Origin of the sequence: Cohnella sp. GCM10012308 (assembly GCF_042649185.1) — a bacterium.
Taxonomy (GTDB): Bacteria; Bacillota; Bacilli; order Paenibacillales; family Paenibacillaceae; genus Cohnella.
In genome coordinates, this window is record NZ_JBHRYU010000007.1 from 220,337 (window position 1) to 236,623 (window position 16,287).

General features: G+C 61.0%; 14 protein-coding genes and 1 riboswitch. Of the genes, 11 read left to right on the forward strand and 3 right to left on the reverse strand.

Translation table 11 applies throughout. The features are described 5' to 3' along the window. Positions 1–22: 22 nt before the first annotated feature. Entirely contained in the window at positions 23–1,438 is a 1,416-nt protein-coding gene (gene argH / locus ACFOTD_RS11495) for an argininosuccinate lyase (protein ID WP_378118746.1), read from the forward strand. 236 nt (positions 1,439–1,674) lie between these two features. Here argH and ACFOTD_RS11500 read toward each other — a convergent pair whose 3' ends face one another. Further along, entirely contained in the window at positions 1,675–2,562 is an 888-nt protein-coding gene (locus ACFOTD_RS11500) for a LysR substrate-binding domain-containing protein (RefSeq protein ID WP_378118748.1), read from the reverse strand. A gap of 179 nt (positions 2,563–2,741) precedes the next feature. Between ACFOTD_RS11500 and ACFOTD_RS11505 the strand changes: the two genes are divergently transcribed. Genes ACFOTD_RS11505 through ACFOTD_RS11520 form a run of 4 tightly spaced genes read left to right on the forward strand, consistent with a single transcriptional unit; the run spans position 2,742 to position 7,389 of the window. Then, positions 2,742–3,887: an extracellular solute-binding protein gene (locus ACFOTD_RS11505; protein ID WP_378118750.1), complete on the forward strand. Its 1,146-nt coding sequence runs from the start codon at positions 2,742–2,744 to the stop codon at positions 3,885–3,887. A gap of 1 nt (position 3,888) precedes the next feature. Beyond that, positions 3,889–5,583 carry an ABC transporter permease gene (locus tag ACFOTD_RS11510; RefSeq protein WP_378118752.1) on the forward strand — a complete coding sequence of 565 codons (1,695 nt, stop codon included), beginning with the start codon at positions 3,889–3,891 and terminating at the stop codon, positions 5,581–5,583. After that, complete coding sequence (locus ACFOTD_RS11515; RefSeq protein WP_378118754.1) at positions 5,580–6,743, forward strand: ABC transporter ATP-binding protein; 1,164 nt, start codon at positions 5,580–5,582, stop codon at positions 6,741–6,743. Before ACFOTD_RS11510 ends, ACFOTD_RS11515 begins: the two co-directional genes overlap by 4 nt. A 10-nt stretch (positions 6,744–6,753) precedes the next feature. Next, positions 6,754–7,389, forward strand: a complete 636-nt coding sequence (locus tag ACFOTD_RS11520) for a metallophosphoesterase family protein (RefSeq protein WP_378118756.1) — start codon at positions 6,754–6,756, stop codon at positions 7,387–7,389. Between the two features lie 60 nt (positions 7,390–7,449). On the opposite strand, the gene ACFOTD_RS11525 is transcribed toward ACFOTD_RS11520, so the two are convergent. After that, positions 7,450–9,024, reverse strand: coding sequence for a VanW family protein (locus ACFOTD_RS11525; protein WP_378118758.1), 1,575 nt, complete (start codon positions 9,022–9,024; stop codon positions 7,450–7,452). 272 nt (positions 9,025–9,296) lie between these two features. Between ACFOTD_RS11525 and ftsE the strand changes: the two genes are divergently transcribed. From ftsE to ACFOTD_RS11555, 6 genes are all read left to right on the forward strand, one after another. Beyond that, complete coding sequence (gene ftsE, locus ACFOTD_RS11530; protein WP_378118760.1) at positions 9,297–9,983, forward strand: cell division ATP-binding protein FtsE; 687 nt, start codon at positions 9,297–9,299, stop codon at positions 9,981–9,983. Continuing rightward, positions 9,973–10,887 carry a permease-like cell division protein FtsX gene (gene ftsX / locus ACFOTD_RS11535; RefSeq protein ID WP_378118762.1) on the forward strand — a complete coding sequence of 305 codons (915 nt, stop codon included), beginning with the start codon at positions 9,973–9,975 and terminating at the stop codon, positions 10,885–10,887. The genes ftsE and ftsX overlap by 11 nt, the downstream gene beginning before the upstream one ends. A gap of 39 nt (positions 10,888–10,926) precedes the next feature. Next, entirely contained in the window at positions 10,927–12,105 is a 1,179-nt protein-coding gene (locus ACFOTD_RS11540) for a murein hydrolase activator EnvC family protein (RefSeq protein WP_378118764.1), read from the forward strand. Positions 12,106–12,629: 524 nt separating this feature from the next. Beyond that, a complete protein-coding gene (locus tag ACFOTD_RS11545) occupies positions 12,630–14,144 on the forward strand; it encodes a serine protease (RefSeq protein ID WP_378118766.1) in 1,515 nt (504 codons plus the stop codon). A 77-nt stretch (positions 14,145–14,221) separates the two neighbouring features. Next, positions 14,222–14,331, forward strand: a riboswitch (guanidine-I (ykkC/yxkD leader). A gap of 101 nt (positions 14,332–14,432) precedes the next feature. Next, positions 14,433–14,786 (forward strand): DMT family transporter, encoded by a 354-nt coding sequence (locus tag ACFOTD_RS11550; RefSeq protein ID WP_378118768.1) that lies wholly within the window; start codon positions 14,433–14,435, stop codon positions 14,784–14,786. Further along, entirely contained in the window at positions 14,786–15,103 is a 318-nt protein-coding gene (locus tag ACFOTD_RS11555; protein WP_378118770.1) for a DMT family transporter, read from the forward strand. The genes ACFOTD_RS11550 and ACFOTD_RS11555 overlap by 1 nt, the downstream gene beginning before the upstream one ends. Before the next feature lie 57 nt (positions 15,104–15,160). Here ACFOTD_RS11555 and ACFOTD_RS11560 read toward each other — a convergent pair whose 3' ends face one another. Next, entirely contained in the window at positions 15,161–16,282 is a 1,122-nt protein-coding gene (locus ACFOTD_RS11560) for a TFIIB-type zinc ribbon-containing protein (protein WP_378118772.1), read from the reverse strand. Positions 16,283–16,287 lie beyond the last annotated feature (5 nt).

A 16,287-nucleotide genomic window follows, 5' to 3' on the forward strand; every position in this document is an offset into this window, starting at 1 on the left:
TAGAGAGGGGCTAACTAGCGTCATGAGTAAGCTGTGGGGCGGCCGGTTCACGAAGAAGACCGACCAGCTGGTAGAGGAATACACGGCGTCGATAACGTTCGACAAGGAGCTGGCCGAGGAGGATATCCAGGGCAGCCTTGCGCACGTAACGATGCTGGGACGCTGCGGCATCCTGCCGCAGGAGGACGTCGAGACGATCAAGGCTGGCCTGCTGAAGGTGCAGCAGCGCATTCGCAGCGGGGAGCAGGAGTTCCTGATTGCGGACGAAGACATCCACATGAACATCGAGAAGGCGCTCATCGAGGAGATTGGCCCCGTCGGCGGCAAGCTGCATACCGGCCGCAGCCGCAACGATCAGGTGGCGACCGATATGCACCTGTACCTGCGCAAGCGCGTCGTCGAATTCGTCGGCCTGCTGTCCAAGCTGCAGGAGGCGCTGATCGGCCAGGCCAAAGCCAACCTCGATACGATCGTGCCGGGCTACACGCATTTGCAGCGCGCGCAGCCGATCCTGTTCGCCCATCATCTGATGGCGTACGTGTCTATGTTCGGCCGCGATATCGAGCGCCTGCAGGACAGCTACAAGCGCATCGACGCGCTGCCGCTCGGCGCTGGTGCGCTCGCGGGCACGACGTTCGCGATCGACCGCCTGTACACGGCGGAGCTGCTGAACTTCGGCCGCGTCTATGAAAACAGTCTCGATGCCGTCAGCGACCGCGACTTCATCGTCGAGTTCCTGGCCGGCGCTTCGCTCATCATGACGCATCTGTCGCGCCTGAGCGAGGAGCTCATCCTCTGGTCGAGCACGGAGTTCCAGTTCGTCGAGCTCGACGATGCGTTCTGCACCGGCTCGAGCATCATGCCGCAGAAGAAAAACCCCGACGTGCCCGAGCTCGTGCGCGGCAAGACGGGCCGCGTATACGGCAATCTCGTCGGTCTGCTGACCGTGCTGAAGTCGCTCCCGCTCGCGTACAACAAGGACATGCAGGAAGACAAGGAAGGCATGTTCGATACCGTGAAGACGCTGCAGGGCGCGCTCCAGCTGTTCGCCCCGATGATCGCGACGATGAAGGTGCGCAAGGACAAGATGCGCCGCGCCGTCGACCAGGACTTCTCCAACGCGACCGACATCGCCGACTTCCTCGTGAACAAGGGGCTGCCGTTCCGCCAGGCGCACGAAGTCATCGGCAAGACGGTGCTGTACTGCATCCAGCAGAACAAGTTCCTGCTCGACCTGACGCTCGAAGAGTTCAAGCAGTTCTCCGAGCTGTTCGACGAGCGGATCTACGAGACGCTGAAGCCGGAGACGGTCGTCGCCGCGCGCAACGTCTACGGCGGCACCGCCGCGAACCAGGTGAGCGACGCGATCGGTCGCGCCGAGGCTGCGCTGGCAGAGACGCAGGCTTGGACCGAAGAATACGACGCGAAAAGCCGTTAAGCCACCCTAACAGAGCAACGCGCTGTTTACAGCCGAAACGACCGGCCCCATCGGGGCCGGTTTTTTTATCGTTCGATGAGGCGCACGAAGCGTACAAGGCGAAAGCGTTGTGCTAGGCAATGAGCACGAGGCAGCGAACACAAGGCAGCGAACACAAGGCAGCGAACACAAGGCAGCGAACACAAGCAGCGAACACAAGCAGCGAACACCAGAATGCTGACCCGGCAATGCGCGCCCTAAACCCCCAGCTTCGCCCGCATAAAAGCGATAAAAGCCGCCGCCTGGCGGACCGGTTCATCCTCTTTGCGGTAGGCGAGGCAGATCCGGCGAACGCTGACCTTGCCGGGCAGCTCCCGCAGCACGAGCTCGCCGGACAGCTCCTCCCGGCGCGCGCTGCGCCGCGGCAGGATGCCGATCCCCATGCCGTGCTTGACCGCTTCCTTGATCGTCTCGATCGCGCCGAGCTCCATCCGGATTTGCCAGTTCAAGCCGTTTTCCGCCGCCCATCGTTCGGACAGCCTGCGCGAGGTCGACCCGCCCTCGTGCACGAGGAACGGCTGTCCCTGCAGGTCCTCGATCCCGATCTCGCCCGCGGCCAGCGGGTGAAAGGGCGCAAACGCCAGCGTCAGCGGATCCTCGCCGAGCGGAATGACGTTGAGTCCGGGATAAGGCTCCTCGGACAGCGAGACGACGGCGACGTCGACCTCGAAGCTCTCGAGCAGGGCGAGCGCGTCTCCTGCCTGCTTGACGGTCAGCGTCGGCAGCGCCAGCGGGTACTGCATCTGGAATTCCGCCAGATAGGCGGGCAGGAAGTAGGTGGCCGGCGTATAGCTCGCCCCGATCTTCAGCCTGCCGCGGCCTTGCTCGCGGTAGTCGGTCATCAGCTGCGAGGCCTCGTCCAGCAGCGCCGAGATCTTGGCGGCATAAGGGAGCAGCGCCTCGCCTGCATCGGTCAGGCGCACGCGGCCGGCTTGCTTGCGGAACAGCGATAGGCCGGCAGACTGCTCAAGCTTCTGCATGTGAAAGGTGACGGTCGGCTGCTTTAAGCCGAGCGCGGAGGCGACCTCCGTCAGGCTGCGTCCGTCCGCGGCTTGCATGAAAATTCGGAGCTGTTGGGGATTCATCGAACGTTCGCCCTCTTTTGCGTCGAATGACTGCTACTGCAAATATAGATTTTATCTATGATTTTATCAATATATATAGAGGATATTTAACTTCGATTTGTTATCCGCTTTACGCCATGCTGACAAAGCCCCCTTAAAGTGAAGGTATCACGAACGATTACGAGGGGGATATCGAAATTATGAATCTCATGCAGCACCGCAAGCTCGCAGCACTGGCGCTTATCGGCTTGTCCTTGACCGCAGCAGGCTGCGGCAACGCCAATAACAACAACTCGGGTGCAGCGGCCGCCACGGCTTCGGATTCTGCCGCACCGTCGTCCGCAGCGGCGTCGCCATCGGAGAGCGCATCGGCCTCGCCGTCGGAAAGCGCGAGCGCATCGGCAGCTTCCGGCAACGGCGAGACGCTGATGGTTTACCTCAACGACTTCGACACGATCGTCAAGCCGATGTTCGAAGCGCAAACCGGCTACAAGCTCAACATCGTCAGCGGCAACGGCGCGGAGATCATGTCGCGCATCGAGGCCGAGAAAGGCAACCCTCACTGGGACGTCGTCTGGATGGACGCGATGCCTTCGATCGAAGGACTTGGAAAGGCAGGACAGCTTCTGGAAGGCTGGGAGCCGGCTGCCGCAGCGGGCTTGACGGACTTTGCCAAGGCATTCGTACCTGCGAATAAAGCGTACTACCCGACCGGCGCTCATGCCGCAGGCGTGATCGTGTACAACACGAAGGCGTTCAGCGCGGCCGACGCGCCGAAGAGCTGGGCGGACCTCGCCGACGCGAAGTTCAAGGGAACCGTCGGCATGGCCGATCCAGCGGTAGCGGCGCCTGCTTATCCGTTCGTGTCGTGGTTCTTCCAGGACAAAGGGATCGAAGGCGGCCAAGCGTACTTTGACAGCGTGTTGAAAAACGGCGCGCACGTCTATCCGAAAAACCCGAACGTAGCCAAGGCGCTGACGGGCGGCGAGATCAAGGTCGCGGCGCTGCAAGAGAGCAACGCGTACACGCTCAAGAACGACGGCGAGCCGATCGAGATCGTCTGGCCGGAAGAAGGCGCGCCGGCATCGGTACGCGTAGCGGCGATCCAAAAGAACAGCGCGCATCAGGACGCGGCCAAGGCGTTCGTCGAGTTCCTGCTCGATCCCAAGACGCAGCAGGCGCTGATCGACGAAGGCGACGAGAGCTACTTCCAGCCTAGCGCCACCGGTGTGACGATGAAGGCGGACCGCGCGCAAAACGCCAAGCTTGTCGCAGCGGACGCGACGTGGGCATCGGAGCATGAAGCGGAAATCAAGCAGTGGTTCGCCGATCGCTCGGTGAAATAAAATGCGCTTTACGATTTTCGCTCACGGAAGCAGGACGGGCTGGCTGGTGCTGGCCCTTCTTGTTTTGTTGATCATGCTGCCGCTTGCCGCGGTCGTCCTTCAGGTGCTGCTGCCCGGCTTTTTTTTCGGGAGCCGCCAGATCGGCGACCTCTCTCTGCTAGGCGAGATGTTTCGCCGTCCGCTTTGGTATTTATCGCTCAAAAACACGCTGGTCCTCGGCCTCGGCACGACGGCGCTCGGCACGGTGCTCGGCGCGGCGCTCGCTACCGCGCGATCCCGCTGGTCGTTCCCGGGCGCGCGGCTGCTCGACGGCGCGGTATGGCTGCTGATCGTGACGCCGTCCTTCATCCTGGCGCAAGGTTGGGTCATGTTCGCTTCGTCGGACGGACTCGCCGCGTCCTGGTTCGGCTGGCACTGGGTGCATGACGCCGTCTTTACGCCCGCGGGCTTGATTGCGGTCATGTCGTTAAGCAAATTTCCGTTCGCTTATCTGGCCGTCTATTCCGCGCTGGAGTGGAAAATGGACCGCTTGGGCGAAGCCGGCCGCTTAAACGGCGGCAGCGCCTGGACCGTCTGGCGGACGATCGAGGCGCCGCTGCTGCTGCCCGCCTACTGCTCGGGGGCGCTGCTCGTCTTTATGGACACCGTCGGCGATTTTGGTCTGCCGGCTTCCATCGCGGCCGTTTTCCGCTTTCCGACGCTGCCATATTCGATCTACTCGGCGCTGTACACCTCTCCGATCCGGTTCGATATGGCCGGCGTGCTGTCCTTCTACCTCGTGGTGCTGATCGCACTGGCGATGAGCGTACAATTCTGGGCGCTGCGCCGGGCGCGCTTCGACTTCCTCGGCGGCCGGGCGACGCGCGCCAAGGCCGAGCGGCCTGCCAAGGGCGCTTGGCTGCTGGCGGGAGGCAATTTTCTTCTGCTGGCCAGCGCTGTGGGCATTCCCTTAGGCGCCAATTTGCTGACTTCGGTTACCCGTCCCGGCAAATCCGGCGGCTCGGCGTTCACGCTGGACCACTACCGGGAGCTGTTCGCGGACGGCGGGCAGTTGACGGACGCGCTGCTTCATTCGCTCTCGATCGCGGCGTTCGCCGCCATCGTCGGTCTGTTCGTCGGCTTGCTCGTCGCCTACGTGCTGACTTATTCAAAATTCAAGCTTAAGCGGGTGATCGACGTCATCTCGCTCATCTCGCTGGCGGTTCCGGGCGTCGTGCTCGGCATCGGTTACATCTTTATCTGGAACCAGGCTTGGCTAGAGCGCATCGGGCTGCTGCTCTACGGCAAGCCGGCCATTCTCGTACTGGCCGGGGTGGCGGGCGCCATTCCCGTCATCACCCGGATCGTGACGGGGGCGATGGCCAAGGTGCCGCAGGGGCTGCTGTCGGCGGCGCAAATGCAAGGCGCCTCGTTCTCGCGCAGAGTGCGCACGATTCTGCTGCCGCTGCTGCGCGGCGCGCTGCTCTCCGCCGCGCTGGCGGCGTTCGGGGCGAGCGTCTTCGACCTGGCGATGACGTCGATCCTGTTCCCGCCTAATTTCATGACGCTGCCCGTCGTCATCAACAAGGCGTTCGAGGACCTGAACTTCGGCTACGCCGCCGCCGCGACATTGACCGGCGGGACCGCTGTCGTCGCATTAATTCTCCTCATGGAGCGATTGTTCAAACCGAAGGAAGCAAGGAGGCCAAGCCGTTGAATCCAATCTTAGAGATCCGTCAGCTTCACAAGTCCTACGCGGGCCAGCCTGCGCTTCGGGGCATCGACTTCAGCGTCTCCCGCGGGCAGATCATCAGCGTGCTCGGACCGTCAGGCTGCGGCAAGTCCACGCTGCTGCAGCTCATCGCCGGCCTGCAGCAGCCCGACGGCGGCGAAGTGAGGCTGCGCGGCGAAGCCGTGTCCACGGCTTCAAAGCTCGTGCCGCCGGAGAAGCGGGGCATCAACATGGTGTTCCAGGACTACGCGCTGTGGCCGCATATGAGCGTTTACGACAATATTTCTTACGGGTTGAAAAGAAAGAAGGCAGCGTCCGCGGACATTCGAGCCAAGGTCGAGGAGCTGCTGCGTCTGCTGCATTTGGAGCCGTTCCAAGGTCGCCTGCCCGCGCAGCTGTCCGGCGGACAACAGCAGCGCGTGGCGATCGCGCGCGCCCTGGCAACGCAGCCGGACCTGCTGCTGCTTGACGAGCCGATGTCCAATCTCGACATGCGGCTTCGCATCGAGATGCGGACGGAGCTGTCCTATCTGCTGCGCAAGCTGGGGACGACCGTGTTCCATGTGACGCACGATCCCGAAGAGGCGTTCGCGATGGCGGACCGGCTCGTCATCATGCGCAGCGGCGGCATCGACCAGATCGACAGTCCCGAGGCCTGCTATCGCCGGCCCGCGACGGCGTCCGTCGCCTCGCTGCTCGGCGCGGGCAACCGCCTCGCAGGGCCGATCGCCGAAGGCGAAGCGGTACCCGCCATCCGTCTGGACGGCGCGCTCGTCGCAGGCCGGACAGCATCCGATTGGAACGCCCGCCGTCCGGCCGGACCGGCGATCGCGCTGTTCCGCCCGGATGCGGCTGCCTGGGAGACCGAGGATGCTCGGGCATCCCATCCGACCGAAGAGGTTGCCGCCGGCACGGAGACCGGTGCGGCCGGCTCGCGCGCAGCTTTGGCCTTCAACCGGCTGGCCGCCCGGATCGCGCACAGCGCCTTCGAAGGCAATCGCTGGCGCGTGCTGGCAGAGACCGGAACCGGCGAGATGCTTTCCTTATTCCATCATGAGCCTCTGAAGGCGGGCACGCGCGGCTGGCTGCGTTTTCCCGTCGACGAGACCTACTTGTACCCGGCTGACGCCGGCAGCGAAAGGTAGAAGAATCGACATGACCCGCATACTTGTCATCTCGGATATTCACGGCCAAGCGGCGGCGATGCGTTCGCTGCTGCGCATGGCCGAATACGCGCCGGGCAGGGATCGCCTGTATCTGCTGGGCGACTTCATCAACCGGGAGCGCGAGAGCTGGTCCGCGCTTAAGGAAGCGATGGCGCTGGTCAAGGAAGGCGCGCGCGCCGTGCTCGGCAATATGGAGCGTTGGCTGCTAGACGCCTCCGCGCGGGGAGAAGGCCTGCCGGCGGATACGGAGGAGCTGCGCTTCCTGAACGAGACGCCCTTGTACTGGCAGGAGGCGGGCTTCCTGTTCGCCCATGCGGGCATCCGTCCGGGACTGCCGCCGGCCCAGCAGAGCGCCGCGGACCTGACCGAGATTCGCGGCGAGTTCTGGGCGGACGCCGGCCCGCTCCCGTATACGGTCGTCTTCGGCCACACGCCGACCTTCAAGCTCGGCGCGCCGGCAGGCGAGCTATGGCTGGGTCGGGACCGTATCGGGATCGACACGGGCGCGAAGCACGGCTGCCGGCTCACGCTCGTCGATCTGACCAACCGGCTGGCTTATTCCTGCGGCGTGGAGCCGGAGCGCCAGCATAGCGATTGTCGCCTGTCTTCCTGGGCGACGAATTAAAACGCAACAAGGCCGCCGGAGGCACATACACGGCGGCCTTGTTGCATATTCAATCTGCCCTTACATCGGTTCCGCCGGCGTTCTGCCTTGCGGCAGAGGCTGCGGCTGCACGGGCTGTCCCGCGCGCGGATCCGCGGGATGCACGGCGACGATCGCGTCCTGCGCACGATAGGCGGAACGGTTCAGCTTGCGGCGCGCGGCGAGCTGCCCGTCCACGTATTTCAAGCGGTACGTGTCAACGACCGCGCCTGATTTTCCTGCCTGCAGCAGTCGAGTCATGCCGACCGGTAAGTCCGCGTCTTGCATGTAGACGGTCCGGGGCGGCAGATCCTTCACGCGGACCGTTTCCAGTTCGTACCTGACGTTGTCCGCCATCGTGCCGAACAGCTTCACCGTGAGCCTTTTGCCGCGAACCGAGGCTTTGATCAGCAGCCGCTTGCCCGTCTCGTTGCGGAAGCGAAAGTTGATCGACCCCTCCGCGAAGGTCGCATCCATGCCTTGCGGCAGGTAGTTTACCGCGAGGGAGTGGTTGCGCCGCTCGACGATCTCGATATTCGAGACGCGCAGAACGGCATTGTACAGCGTGCTGGAGACCTGGCAGATGCCGCCGCCGATACCCGGCACGAGCTTGCCCTTCAGGATGACCGGCGCTTCCCGGTAACCGTATACCCTTCGCGCCTCGGCGACGACGGCGCCGTAGTCGAACGTTTCGCCCGGCATGAGCACCGTGCCGTCCAAGGCATCGGCAGTAGCCTTGACGTTATGGACGCGGCCTTCCCCGCTTGCCGTAAAGGAGGTGGTGAACTCGGCGATCTTGCGCGCGATGCCTTGGGCCTGAAGCGATGCCGTCGTAATCTCGGGTTTAACGGAGACGACGGGTATGCGCAGCTCGATTTGCAACAGGCCGCTTTTCGATTGCGCCACTTCGCCCAACGCCGCCGGGGCATGCTTCTTGAATTCCGCCAGCAGCGAAGCGATGTCGAGCGTCTCGCCGGGCGTTTCGGGCGAATAGACGACCCGGTCGCTTTCGTCGATCGACCGGACGGCGTCGACCGGCGGCTTTTCGGCGAGCCGCCCCCACAGCGCTTCCGCTTTTTCCGCAAATATCTCTTCGTCCCAAACGGCCTCGATAACGAAGCGCTTCGCCACCGCCCGCTCGGCTGTTCGGCGGTTCAGCCAACCTGCGTCGCGATAGCGAGAGATTGCCCTTATCGCTTCCTCTGCGTTCAGATTGAGCCCGAGCTCGCGCCAGGTCGGCGCAAGCTCGGCCGCCCCCGGTACAGCAGCGGCGTCCCCAAGCTGTCCGTCGACCAGCTTCACGCGCCCGTCAAGCGCGGCTTCGATCCGCGCCCGCACCGTTGCGATCGCATCATCCGCACTCATACCTCCCAGCGCCAATCCGCCGACAAAGACGCCCTCCGGCAGCAACCGAGTTCTGCGCGCCCCGGTTTTCGAATGCACCGCCGTCTCGTCCGCCGCCGCCTTATATCCTGCCTTAGTTCCCGACTTCGCTCCCGACTTCGCTTCCGACTTCGCTTCTGCCGCTAGCGCCTGATTTGCGGTCGCCGTCCCCATGCTTAAGCCGACGATCAGAGCAAGGGCGGCGAGCGAGATCCGGACGATTCGTCTGTCCATTTTTCGGATTTCCTCCTTCCGGCAAACGCATGTGTCCCTTAGGATTCCCTCCAGATTAAAAATTTCTCAAAATAACGGAAATCGACAAAAATGCGTGCCGAAAGAGGCGCGAATCCGCGTCCGGCAGCCAGATAAAGCTCGACAAATAAAGGATTTACCGGCAAGATGTCGAAGTACCTTTATTCTGCGGAACTTTAGCCTTTCGACGGGAAGCGTCTCCCTGAACGTATATATGCACCGGCTCTCCAACAACGCAAACAGGATGTGATCGCGTGATCGAAATGCACGACATATGGAAGACCTATCCGGACGGCACGCCCGCCCTGCAAGGCATAAACATCGTGATCGACCGCAACGAGTTCGTCTATGTCGTCGGCCCTTCCGGCGCCGGCAAGTCGACGTTCATGAAGCTGATTTATCGCGAGGAAGTGCCGACCAAGGGCCAGCTGTCCGTCAACGGGTTCAATATAGGCAAGCTCAAGCAACGCAAGATTCCTTACGTTCGCCGCAATATCGGCGTCGTGTTCCAGGATTTTCGCCTGCTCCCCAAAATATCCGTGTACGATAACGTCGCCTTCGCGATGGAAGTCGTCGAATCGCCCAAGCGGCATATCCGCCGGCGCACGATGGAAGTGCTCGAGCTTGTCGGACTTAAGCACAAGGCAAGCAGCCTGCCCGCCCAATTGTCCGGCGGCGAGCAGCAGCGCGTCGCGATCGCCAGAGCGATCGTCAACAGCCCCTCCGTCATCGTGGCGGACGAGCCTACCGGCAACCTCGATCCCGAGACCTCGTGGGGGATCATGAAGCTGCTCGAAGAGATCAATTTCCGCGGTACCACCATCGTCATGGCCACCCACAACAAAGAAATCGTCAACACCCTTCGCAAACGGGTCATCGCGATCGAGCGGGGCACCATCGTGCGGGACCAGCAGAGAGGGGATTACGGCTATGAAGTTTAGCACCCTCGTGCGCCACATCCGCGAAGGTGTCAAGAACGTCTTCCGCAACGGCTGGATGTCATTCGCTTCGATCGGCTCGATCGTCGTGTCGCTGTTCGTGCTTGGCGTGTTCATGCTCCTCGCGCTCAACGTGAACCAGTGGGCCGACCAGTTCGACAGCCAGGTCCAAGTCAACGTCTATCTTCAGTCGGAGATCGGCCAGTCCAAGATCGACGAGCTGAAGACGCGAATCGGCAATATCGCTGAGGTCAAGCAGGTTACCTTCGTCTCCAAGGAGGAAGGGCTCGAAAAGCTGCGTCAGGATCTGGACGAGGACGTAAAAGGCGCGCTCGACGGCTATAAGGATGCCAATCCGCTTCCGGATGCGTTCGAAGTCGAGCTGTTCGACGCTCAGCAGGTTTCTTACGTCGCCAAGCAGATTCTGGCCTTTAACGAGACGGACGCGGACAAGCCGGTCCTGAGCGTCAAGTACGGACAAGGCTATGTCGAAAAACTGTTCCGCATCACGAACGCCGTGCGCAATGTCGGCCTGGTCGTCGTCGCGGGGCTCGCGGTCATGGCGATGTTCCTCATCTCCACGACGATCAAGATGACAATACTGGCCCGCCGCAGAGAGATCGGCATCATGAAGCTCGTCGGCGCCACGAACAATTTTATCCGCTGGCCGTTTTTCATCGAAGGGGTCGTCATCGGCCTGGCTGGCTCTGGCATTACGACGGCATTGCTGCTGTACGGGTATTCCGAATTAATCGCTTCGACCCATTACAACGTGGGCCTGATGATGATCGAGGTCGTCGATATAAACAAGGTAGGCTGGCTGGTCGGCGGCACGCTCGTCGCGCTCGGCACGTTGATCGGCATCTGGGGCAGCGTCGTTTCGGTTCGCAAGCATTTGAGGGTGTAGTTCCTGCCGTTCATGATCAGATGATGGAGGAGAACATGGGTGAATAAAAGATTGATCGCGGTATTGGTCATGCTGCTGGGCGTGGTATTCCTCGTTCGTCCTTATGAGAGCCATGCCGAGACGCAGATGCAGAAGATCGAGCGGCAGCTCAAGGAGATCCAGGCCCAAATGAACGCCGCTGCGGAAAGCAAGAAGGCGGCCGAGCGCCGGAACGAGGATCTCACGAACAAAAAGGTGCTCGCCAAGACGGATATGTACACGCTGCTCGCGCAAATTCAGCAGACGTCGGATCAGCTCGACGATACGCAGGCGAAGATTGACTCCGCCGAAACCAAGCTGCTGAAGACGACGTCGGAGCTCCAATCCGCCGAGGCCTCCAGGCAAAGCCGGGACGAGCAGCTTAAGGAGCGGATCCGGCTCATTTACATGAACGGCTCGGTCTCCTACCTGGACGTGCTGCTGAGCGCCAAGAGCTTCTCGGACTTCGTCGGCCGCTTCCAGTCGCTGCAGTCGATTATGGAGCAGGATAAAGAAGTGCTGTCGCAGACCGAGAACTACAAGGCGCTTGTAGCCGACAAGAAAGCGCAGGTCGAAGTCGACCTGGCTTCCGTCAAGAAGCTGTACAGCGACATGGCGGACAAAAGGGCAGAGCTGCAGGATCAGGAAAAAGAAAAAGAAGTGCTCGTAGCGAGCATTAACCAGAAGATCGAAGAAACCGAGGATATCAGCGAAGAGGCCGAAGCCGCGCTGATGGAGTTCGGCAAAAAGTATTCGAAGCTGCTGGAGCAGAAAAAACAGCTGAAAACCTACTACACCGGCGGTAAGCTGGGCCTTCCGCTGAAGCGGGAATACCGCTTGTCGTCGCCGTTCGGCTACCGGACCCATCCTGTGACCGGACAAAAGAACAAGCTGCACACAGGAATGGACATGGCCGTTCCGGAGGGCACTTCGGTTTACGCGGCCGAATCGGGCACCGTTATCGTCGCCCAGTCTTGGAGCGGCTACGGCAACTGTATTATCATCAACCACGGCGGCGGCCTCTGGACGCTTTACGGTCACTTGAAGCCGGGCGGCATCCTGGTCGAGAAGGGCGAGACCGTCAAGCGCGGCGAAAAAATCGGTCTTGTCGGCATGACGGGCACCGCTACCGGTTACCACCTGCACTTCGAGGTCCGCAAAGACGGCACGCCGGTCAATCCGGCGCCGTATCTCAAATAGGAATCGCAGCCTCGCGCACAGCCGCCCCAAGGCATCGTCCACGCTTTTACGTGGGCAGCCTGGGGCGGCTGCCGCATTTTTCGACGTTTGAACGGTATCCCTTTCGATCAGGGAGGGGAAGATCAGGGAGAGGAAGATTAGCGAGAGCGAGAGCATGAGGCAATGATTCGCGCTGCGAAGCGGAGCGATGCCTTTAAGCGATATCCCCTTCGATCAGATTAAAAGTTTATCATTCGCAAGGCGATCGACTTACACGGTATCCCCTTCGATCAGGTCCGTCTGCCATTTTCACAGTTAAAGTTGCGATAAATGCCACGGCAGGCAGGCGTTTGCGGTTCCCCAGGCCAACACATTTCCTGCGCGAAGGGGATACCGTTGAAACGGGAAAACGGAGTTATAAGACGACGGGATTCCACTATTTGTAAGCCTGGAGCAGGCCGGCCGGCAGGATTTAAACTTCCGTCTGTCGAATACGTATCGTCGGCGTAAATAACGGATTGCGGAAACGAAAGGCGGGATTCGTCTTGGATCTGACGATCGATTGGTTGCGGTTGGCGGGCGAGAGTATCGGCGTCCTGTTCCTATCGCCTTTTTTATATATCGCGCTCGCTATGGTCTGGTGGCATTCGCGCCAGAGCAATGTGCTGCAGCGAAGGCTGTTTCATGTGAGGCTGCGGGGCACGCTGCCGATGACTGTCGCCCGTATCGTCGCGGGTTTCGTCGCAGGCATCGCCTTGTCCGCGCTCGGGTTTGCGGCAGGCGCGCAATTGACCGCCTCGACGCTCGTATGCGTCTGGGTGGCGACGTTCGTACTCGCATTATTCAAGCTGCGATACGTTTGTCTCGCTTACGCGGCAGGCGCGCTGACTGTCGTTCAGACGATTCTGTCATGGACGGGCGTGCCTGACGGAGGCGATACGGTGAACCGGGTCTGGCAGGCGTTAAAAGATATCGATGGTCCGTCCTTGTTGTTCCTGGCCGGCTTGCTGCATATTGCGGAAGCGCTTCTCGTCCGGCTGCAGGGCTCGCGTTATGCGACGCCGCTGTTTCTGGAGGGCAAGCGCGGCAAGCCGATCGGCGCCTATTCGCTGTCCGGGCTCTGGCCGGTGCCGCTGCTATGGCTTGTGCCAGCCACAGGCGCGCACGGGCTAACGCTGCCATGGACGCCGTTGTTCGGCATGGATGGGGGACCGGCCATTACCTTCGCCGGATGGACGCTGGCAGCATTCCCGGTGCTGATCGGATTTACGGATCGCACGGCGACGCGTTGGCCCGAAGTCAAAGCGAAGGAAATGGGAGGCGGCCTGCTCATTTATGGGCTGGCGATTGCGGCGCTTTCGGCTGGCGCGGCATTTTGGGAGCCGCTTACGATCGTGGCGGGCCTGGCGGCTTTCATTTTGCACGAGGCTCTGCTGTTCTGGGGTAGAATGCGCGAGCGGGGGCATCACCCTGTTTATGTGCAGGACGGCAGAGGCGTCGTGATTCTCGCCGTGCTTCCCGGCACGCCGGCGTTCGAGATGGGCTTGACTGCGGGCGAGACCGTGAGCAAGGCGAACGGCGTCCGGGTGCACAGCAAGGAGGAGTTGCATGCGGCGCTGCAGCTGCAGCCGGCTTTTACGAAGCTCGAGGTGCTGAATCGCGACGGCAACGTGAAATTTGCGCAGCGGGCCAGGTATGCCGGAGAGCATCATCAGCTCGGGTTGATTCTTGCGCCGGACGAGGATGCCGAATACGTGGCAGCGCCAGGATCGACCTCTTTGCGTCACGGAATTCGACTGGCAGGCGCAAGGCTGCGAGGAAGAGGAGCCCGAAGGAGATTCGGCGGAACGGAGGAGGCTGCGGCTTTGGAGAGCGGACCACCGCCTGAGAGAACCGGGAAGCCGACAAATGGCGTGCTTGCTCTGACGGCGGGCACGTCCGAACCGGACGCTATAGGGCGAGCGGGCGCAACACTGGAGCGGAATGTCAGTGTTACTCCGATCGCGGCTCCAAAGCCCGTGCCCGAAGGTCTTCCTCCGCGCAGCGGAAAGCGCAAGTAAAGTGACGGCGAAGCGTTCGTTCTTCCTCTTTTTTGAAACCGCATTGACAGTTCAACTGTTGTTCGTTAATATGTATTGGATTCGTCCTCTAGGGTTCCGGGGCGGCTTCGGCCGGCTGTCTGGTCCAAGGGAGGGCGCGCGCTGCCGGTTACGGCAGGCGTCACGGAGGGACAAAAACCCGGGAGTATCAGAATGCAAGGTAATGCGCGCCACTCGCGCAGCTTACCATGCATGCCGATGCTTTCGGGCTTTTTTTGTATCTTTTGCACACAGAGAGGAGAATCGCCGATGACAAAATATTGGACGCTGCTCATCGCAGCCGGCGTGACGGAAGTAGGTTGGGTATCGGGGTTGAAGCATGCTTCGACCTGGTGGGAATGGCTGTTGACAGCCGTCGCATTAGCTTTTTCTTTTTGGAGCCTGATGGAAGTGACGCGCGTGCTGCCGATCGGAACAGCCTATGCCGCGTTCACGGGCATCGGCGCGGCAGGGACGGTAATCGGAGAAGCTGTATTTTACGAGGGCGAACTAAATGCGGCTAAGTTAGCGCTTGTCGCTCTCATGATCATAGGCATCGTTGGCTTAAAAGCGACCTCCGGCCCGAAACCAGGCTCGGGCACCGAGAAAGGCGGGACTCACTGATGGCATGGATTTATCTGTTTTTCGCAGGCCTGTTCGAAGTAGTAGGAACGGTTGGATTGAACCGCTGGAGCAGCCGCAGGGACGCGTGGGGGCTGATTATCATATGTGTAAGTTTCTTGTTCAGCTTCAGCCTGCTGACCGCTGCGATGCAAGACATCTCGATGGGGACGGCTTATGCGGTATGGACGGGCATCGGCTCGGTTGGGGCGACCGTGCTTGGCATGATTTTTTACGGCGAATCTCGTCAGGCTTCAAGGCTCTTTTTCCTCGCGCTTGTCATCGCCGCCGCGGTAGGCTTGAAGTTAATCGGAGAATAATGATCGCCCTGCTCGAGAGCAGGGCGATTGCTTTTTCCGATTGCTTGTTCTCTTTTTCTATTGTGGCGGCGGTTGCTGGCTGCTCGCATACCACAGCACGAGTGCCCCGACGACTGCCAGACAAGCCAACACAAAAAACGTAATTTTCCAAGCGCTGCGCGGCGCGGTGCCGGAGACGAGACCGGTCTGGCCGTTGACCATGAAGCGGTAGGGCTTGGATTTGTAGTTATAGCTGGCGTTCCAGACAGGCAGCAAAAGATGCTTGAACGTGCGGTTGTAATAATCGGTATTGACGTTCAGCGAGCGGACCTCGTCGCCGCCGATCTTGGAGCGGATGTCGCCGCGCAGCGTACCGTCGATCCGCTCCCGCGCTTCCTCCCAGCCTTGCGTTCGGTTGACGGAATAGCGCTCGGCGATGTAGCCGCTCAAATATTCGGGCTTGTAGCCGAGCAGTCCGCCCAGCTCGAAGTTGCCCAGACGATCCAGCAGCTTGGCGTCGTATTGGCCGGAGGCAGGGATCAGTACGTCGTTGAAGAAGCGGTCGTAATCGCCGCTTACCCAGTGCCAGACCGTATAGCGTTCCTGGGCGGTATAAGTCTCGGTTTTGCCGTTAACGACGCGCGTCTTCGTTACGGTCCGGTAGTGATAGTCGCCGCGCTCGGCGGTGTACGCGGAAGAGGTGTCTGCATCGTACGTCCAATAGGGAATATAAATGCCGGCCAGTCGCGCGCTCGTGTTTTCCCGCTTGAAGGCGCCGGGAAGAAACCAACGTTTCTTTTTCCATGCCCGGAAGGCATTTTTCGCGTCATCGCTGTCGACTTTAAACGGAACAAGCGATTCGGGCTTTATCGTTGCCGTAGCGGGCTGGGGCAGCACCTTCGGCGAGCCGCAGAACGGACATAACGTAGCCGTCTGCAAGGCCGGAATCAAACTCTCGCCGCCGCAGGACTCGCATTTGATCGTCTGCTGCGCTACGCCCCAATCTGTGTCCGACTCTTCTTGCGTACCGTCGTCCAGCGCATGCTCCTGCGGGAGCGAGGTATCGGAATCGATCTCCTGCAGCCGACCGCAATATTGACACTTCAGCTGCTGGCTGTCCGCGTCGAATAGCATCGCGCCGCCGCAGCTCGCGCACGGAAATTGTATGGCTTCCATCGCAGCGTTTGCGTCTTTCGCCATTCAGG

What these genes read in the sequence shown, in the direction of transcription:
- ACFOTD_RS11555 (WP_378118770.1), top strand. Translation starts at nt 14,786, where the DNA reads ATGGCATGGATTTATCTGTTTTTCGCAGGCCTGTTCGAAGTAGTAGGA.
- argH (WP_378118746.1), top strand. Translation starts at nt 23, where the DNA reads ATGAGTAAGCTGTGGGGCGGCCGGTTCACGAAGAAGACCGACCAGCTG.
- ACFOTD_RS11560 (WP_378118772.1), bottom strand. Translation starts at nt 16,282, where the DNA reads ATGGCGAAAGACGCAAACGCTGCGATGGAAGCCATACAATTTCCGTGC.
- ACFOTD_RS11550 (WP_378118768.1), top strand. Translation starts at nt 14,433, where the DNA reads ATGACAAAATATTGGACGCTGCTCATCGCAGCCGGCGTGACGGAAGTA.
- ACFOTD_RS11505 (WP_378118750.1), top strand. Translation starts at nt 2,742, where the DNA reads ATGAATCTCATGCAGCACCGCAAGCTCGCAGCACTGGCGCTTATCGGC.
- ACFOTD_RS11500 (WP_378118748.1), bottom strand. Translation starts at nt 2,562, where the DNA reads ATGAATCCCCAACAGCTCCGAATTTTCATGCAAGCCGCGGACGGACGC.
- ftsX (WP_378118762.1), top strand. Translation starts at nt 9,973, where the DNA reads ATGAAGTTTAGCACCCTCGTGCGCCACATCCGCGAAGGTGTCAAGAAC.
- ACFOTD_RS11525 (WP_378118758.1), bottom strand. Translation starts at nt 9,024, where the DNA reads ATGGACAGACGAATCGTCCGGATCTCGCTCGCCGCCCTTGCTCTGATC.
- ACFOTD_RS11520 (WP_378118756.1), top strand. Translation starts at nt 6,754, where the DNA reads ATGACCCGCATACTTGTCATCTCGGATATTCACGGCCAAGCGGCGGCG.
- ACFOTD_RS11510 (WP_378118752.1), top strand. Translation starts at nt 3,889, where the DNA reads ATGCGCTTTACGATTTTCGCTCACGGAAGCAGGACGGGCTGGCTGGTG.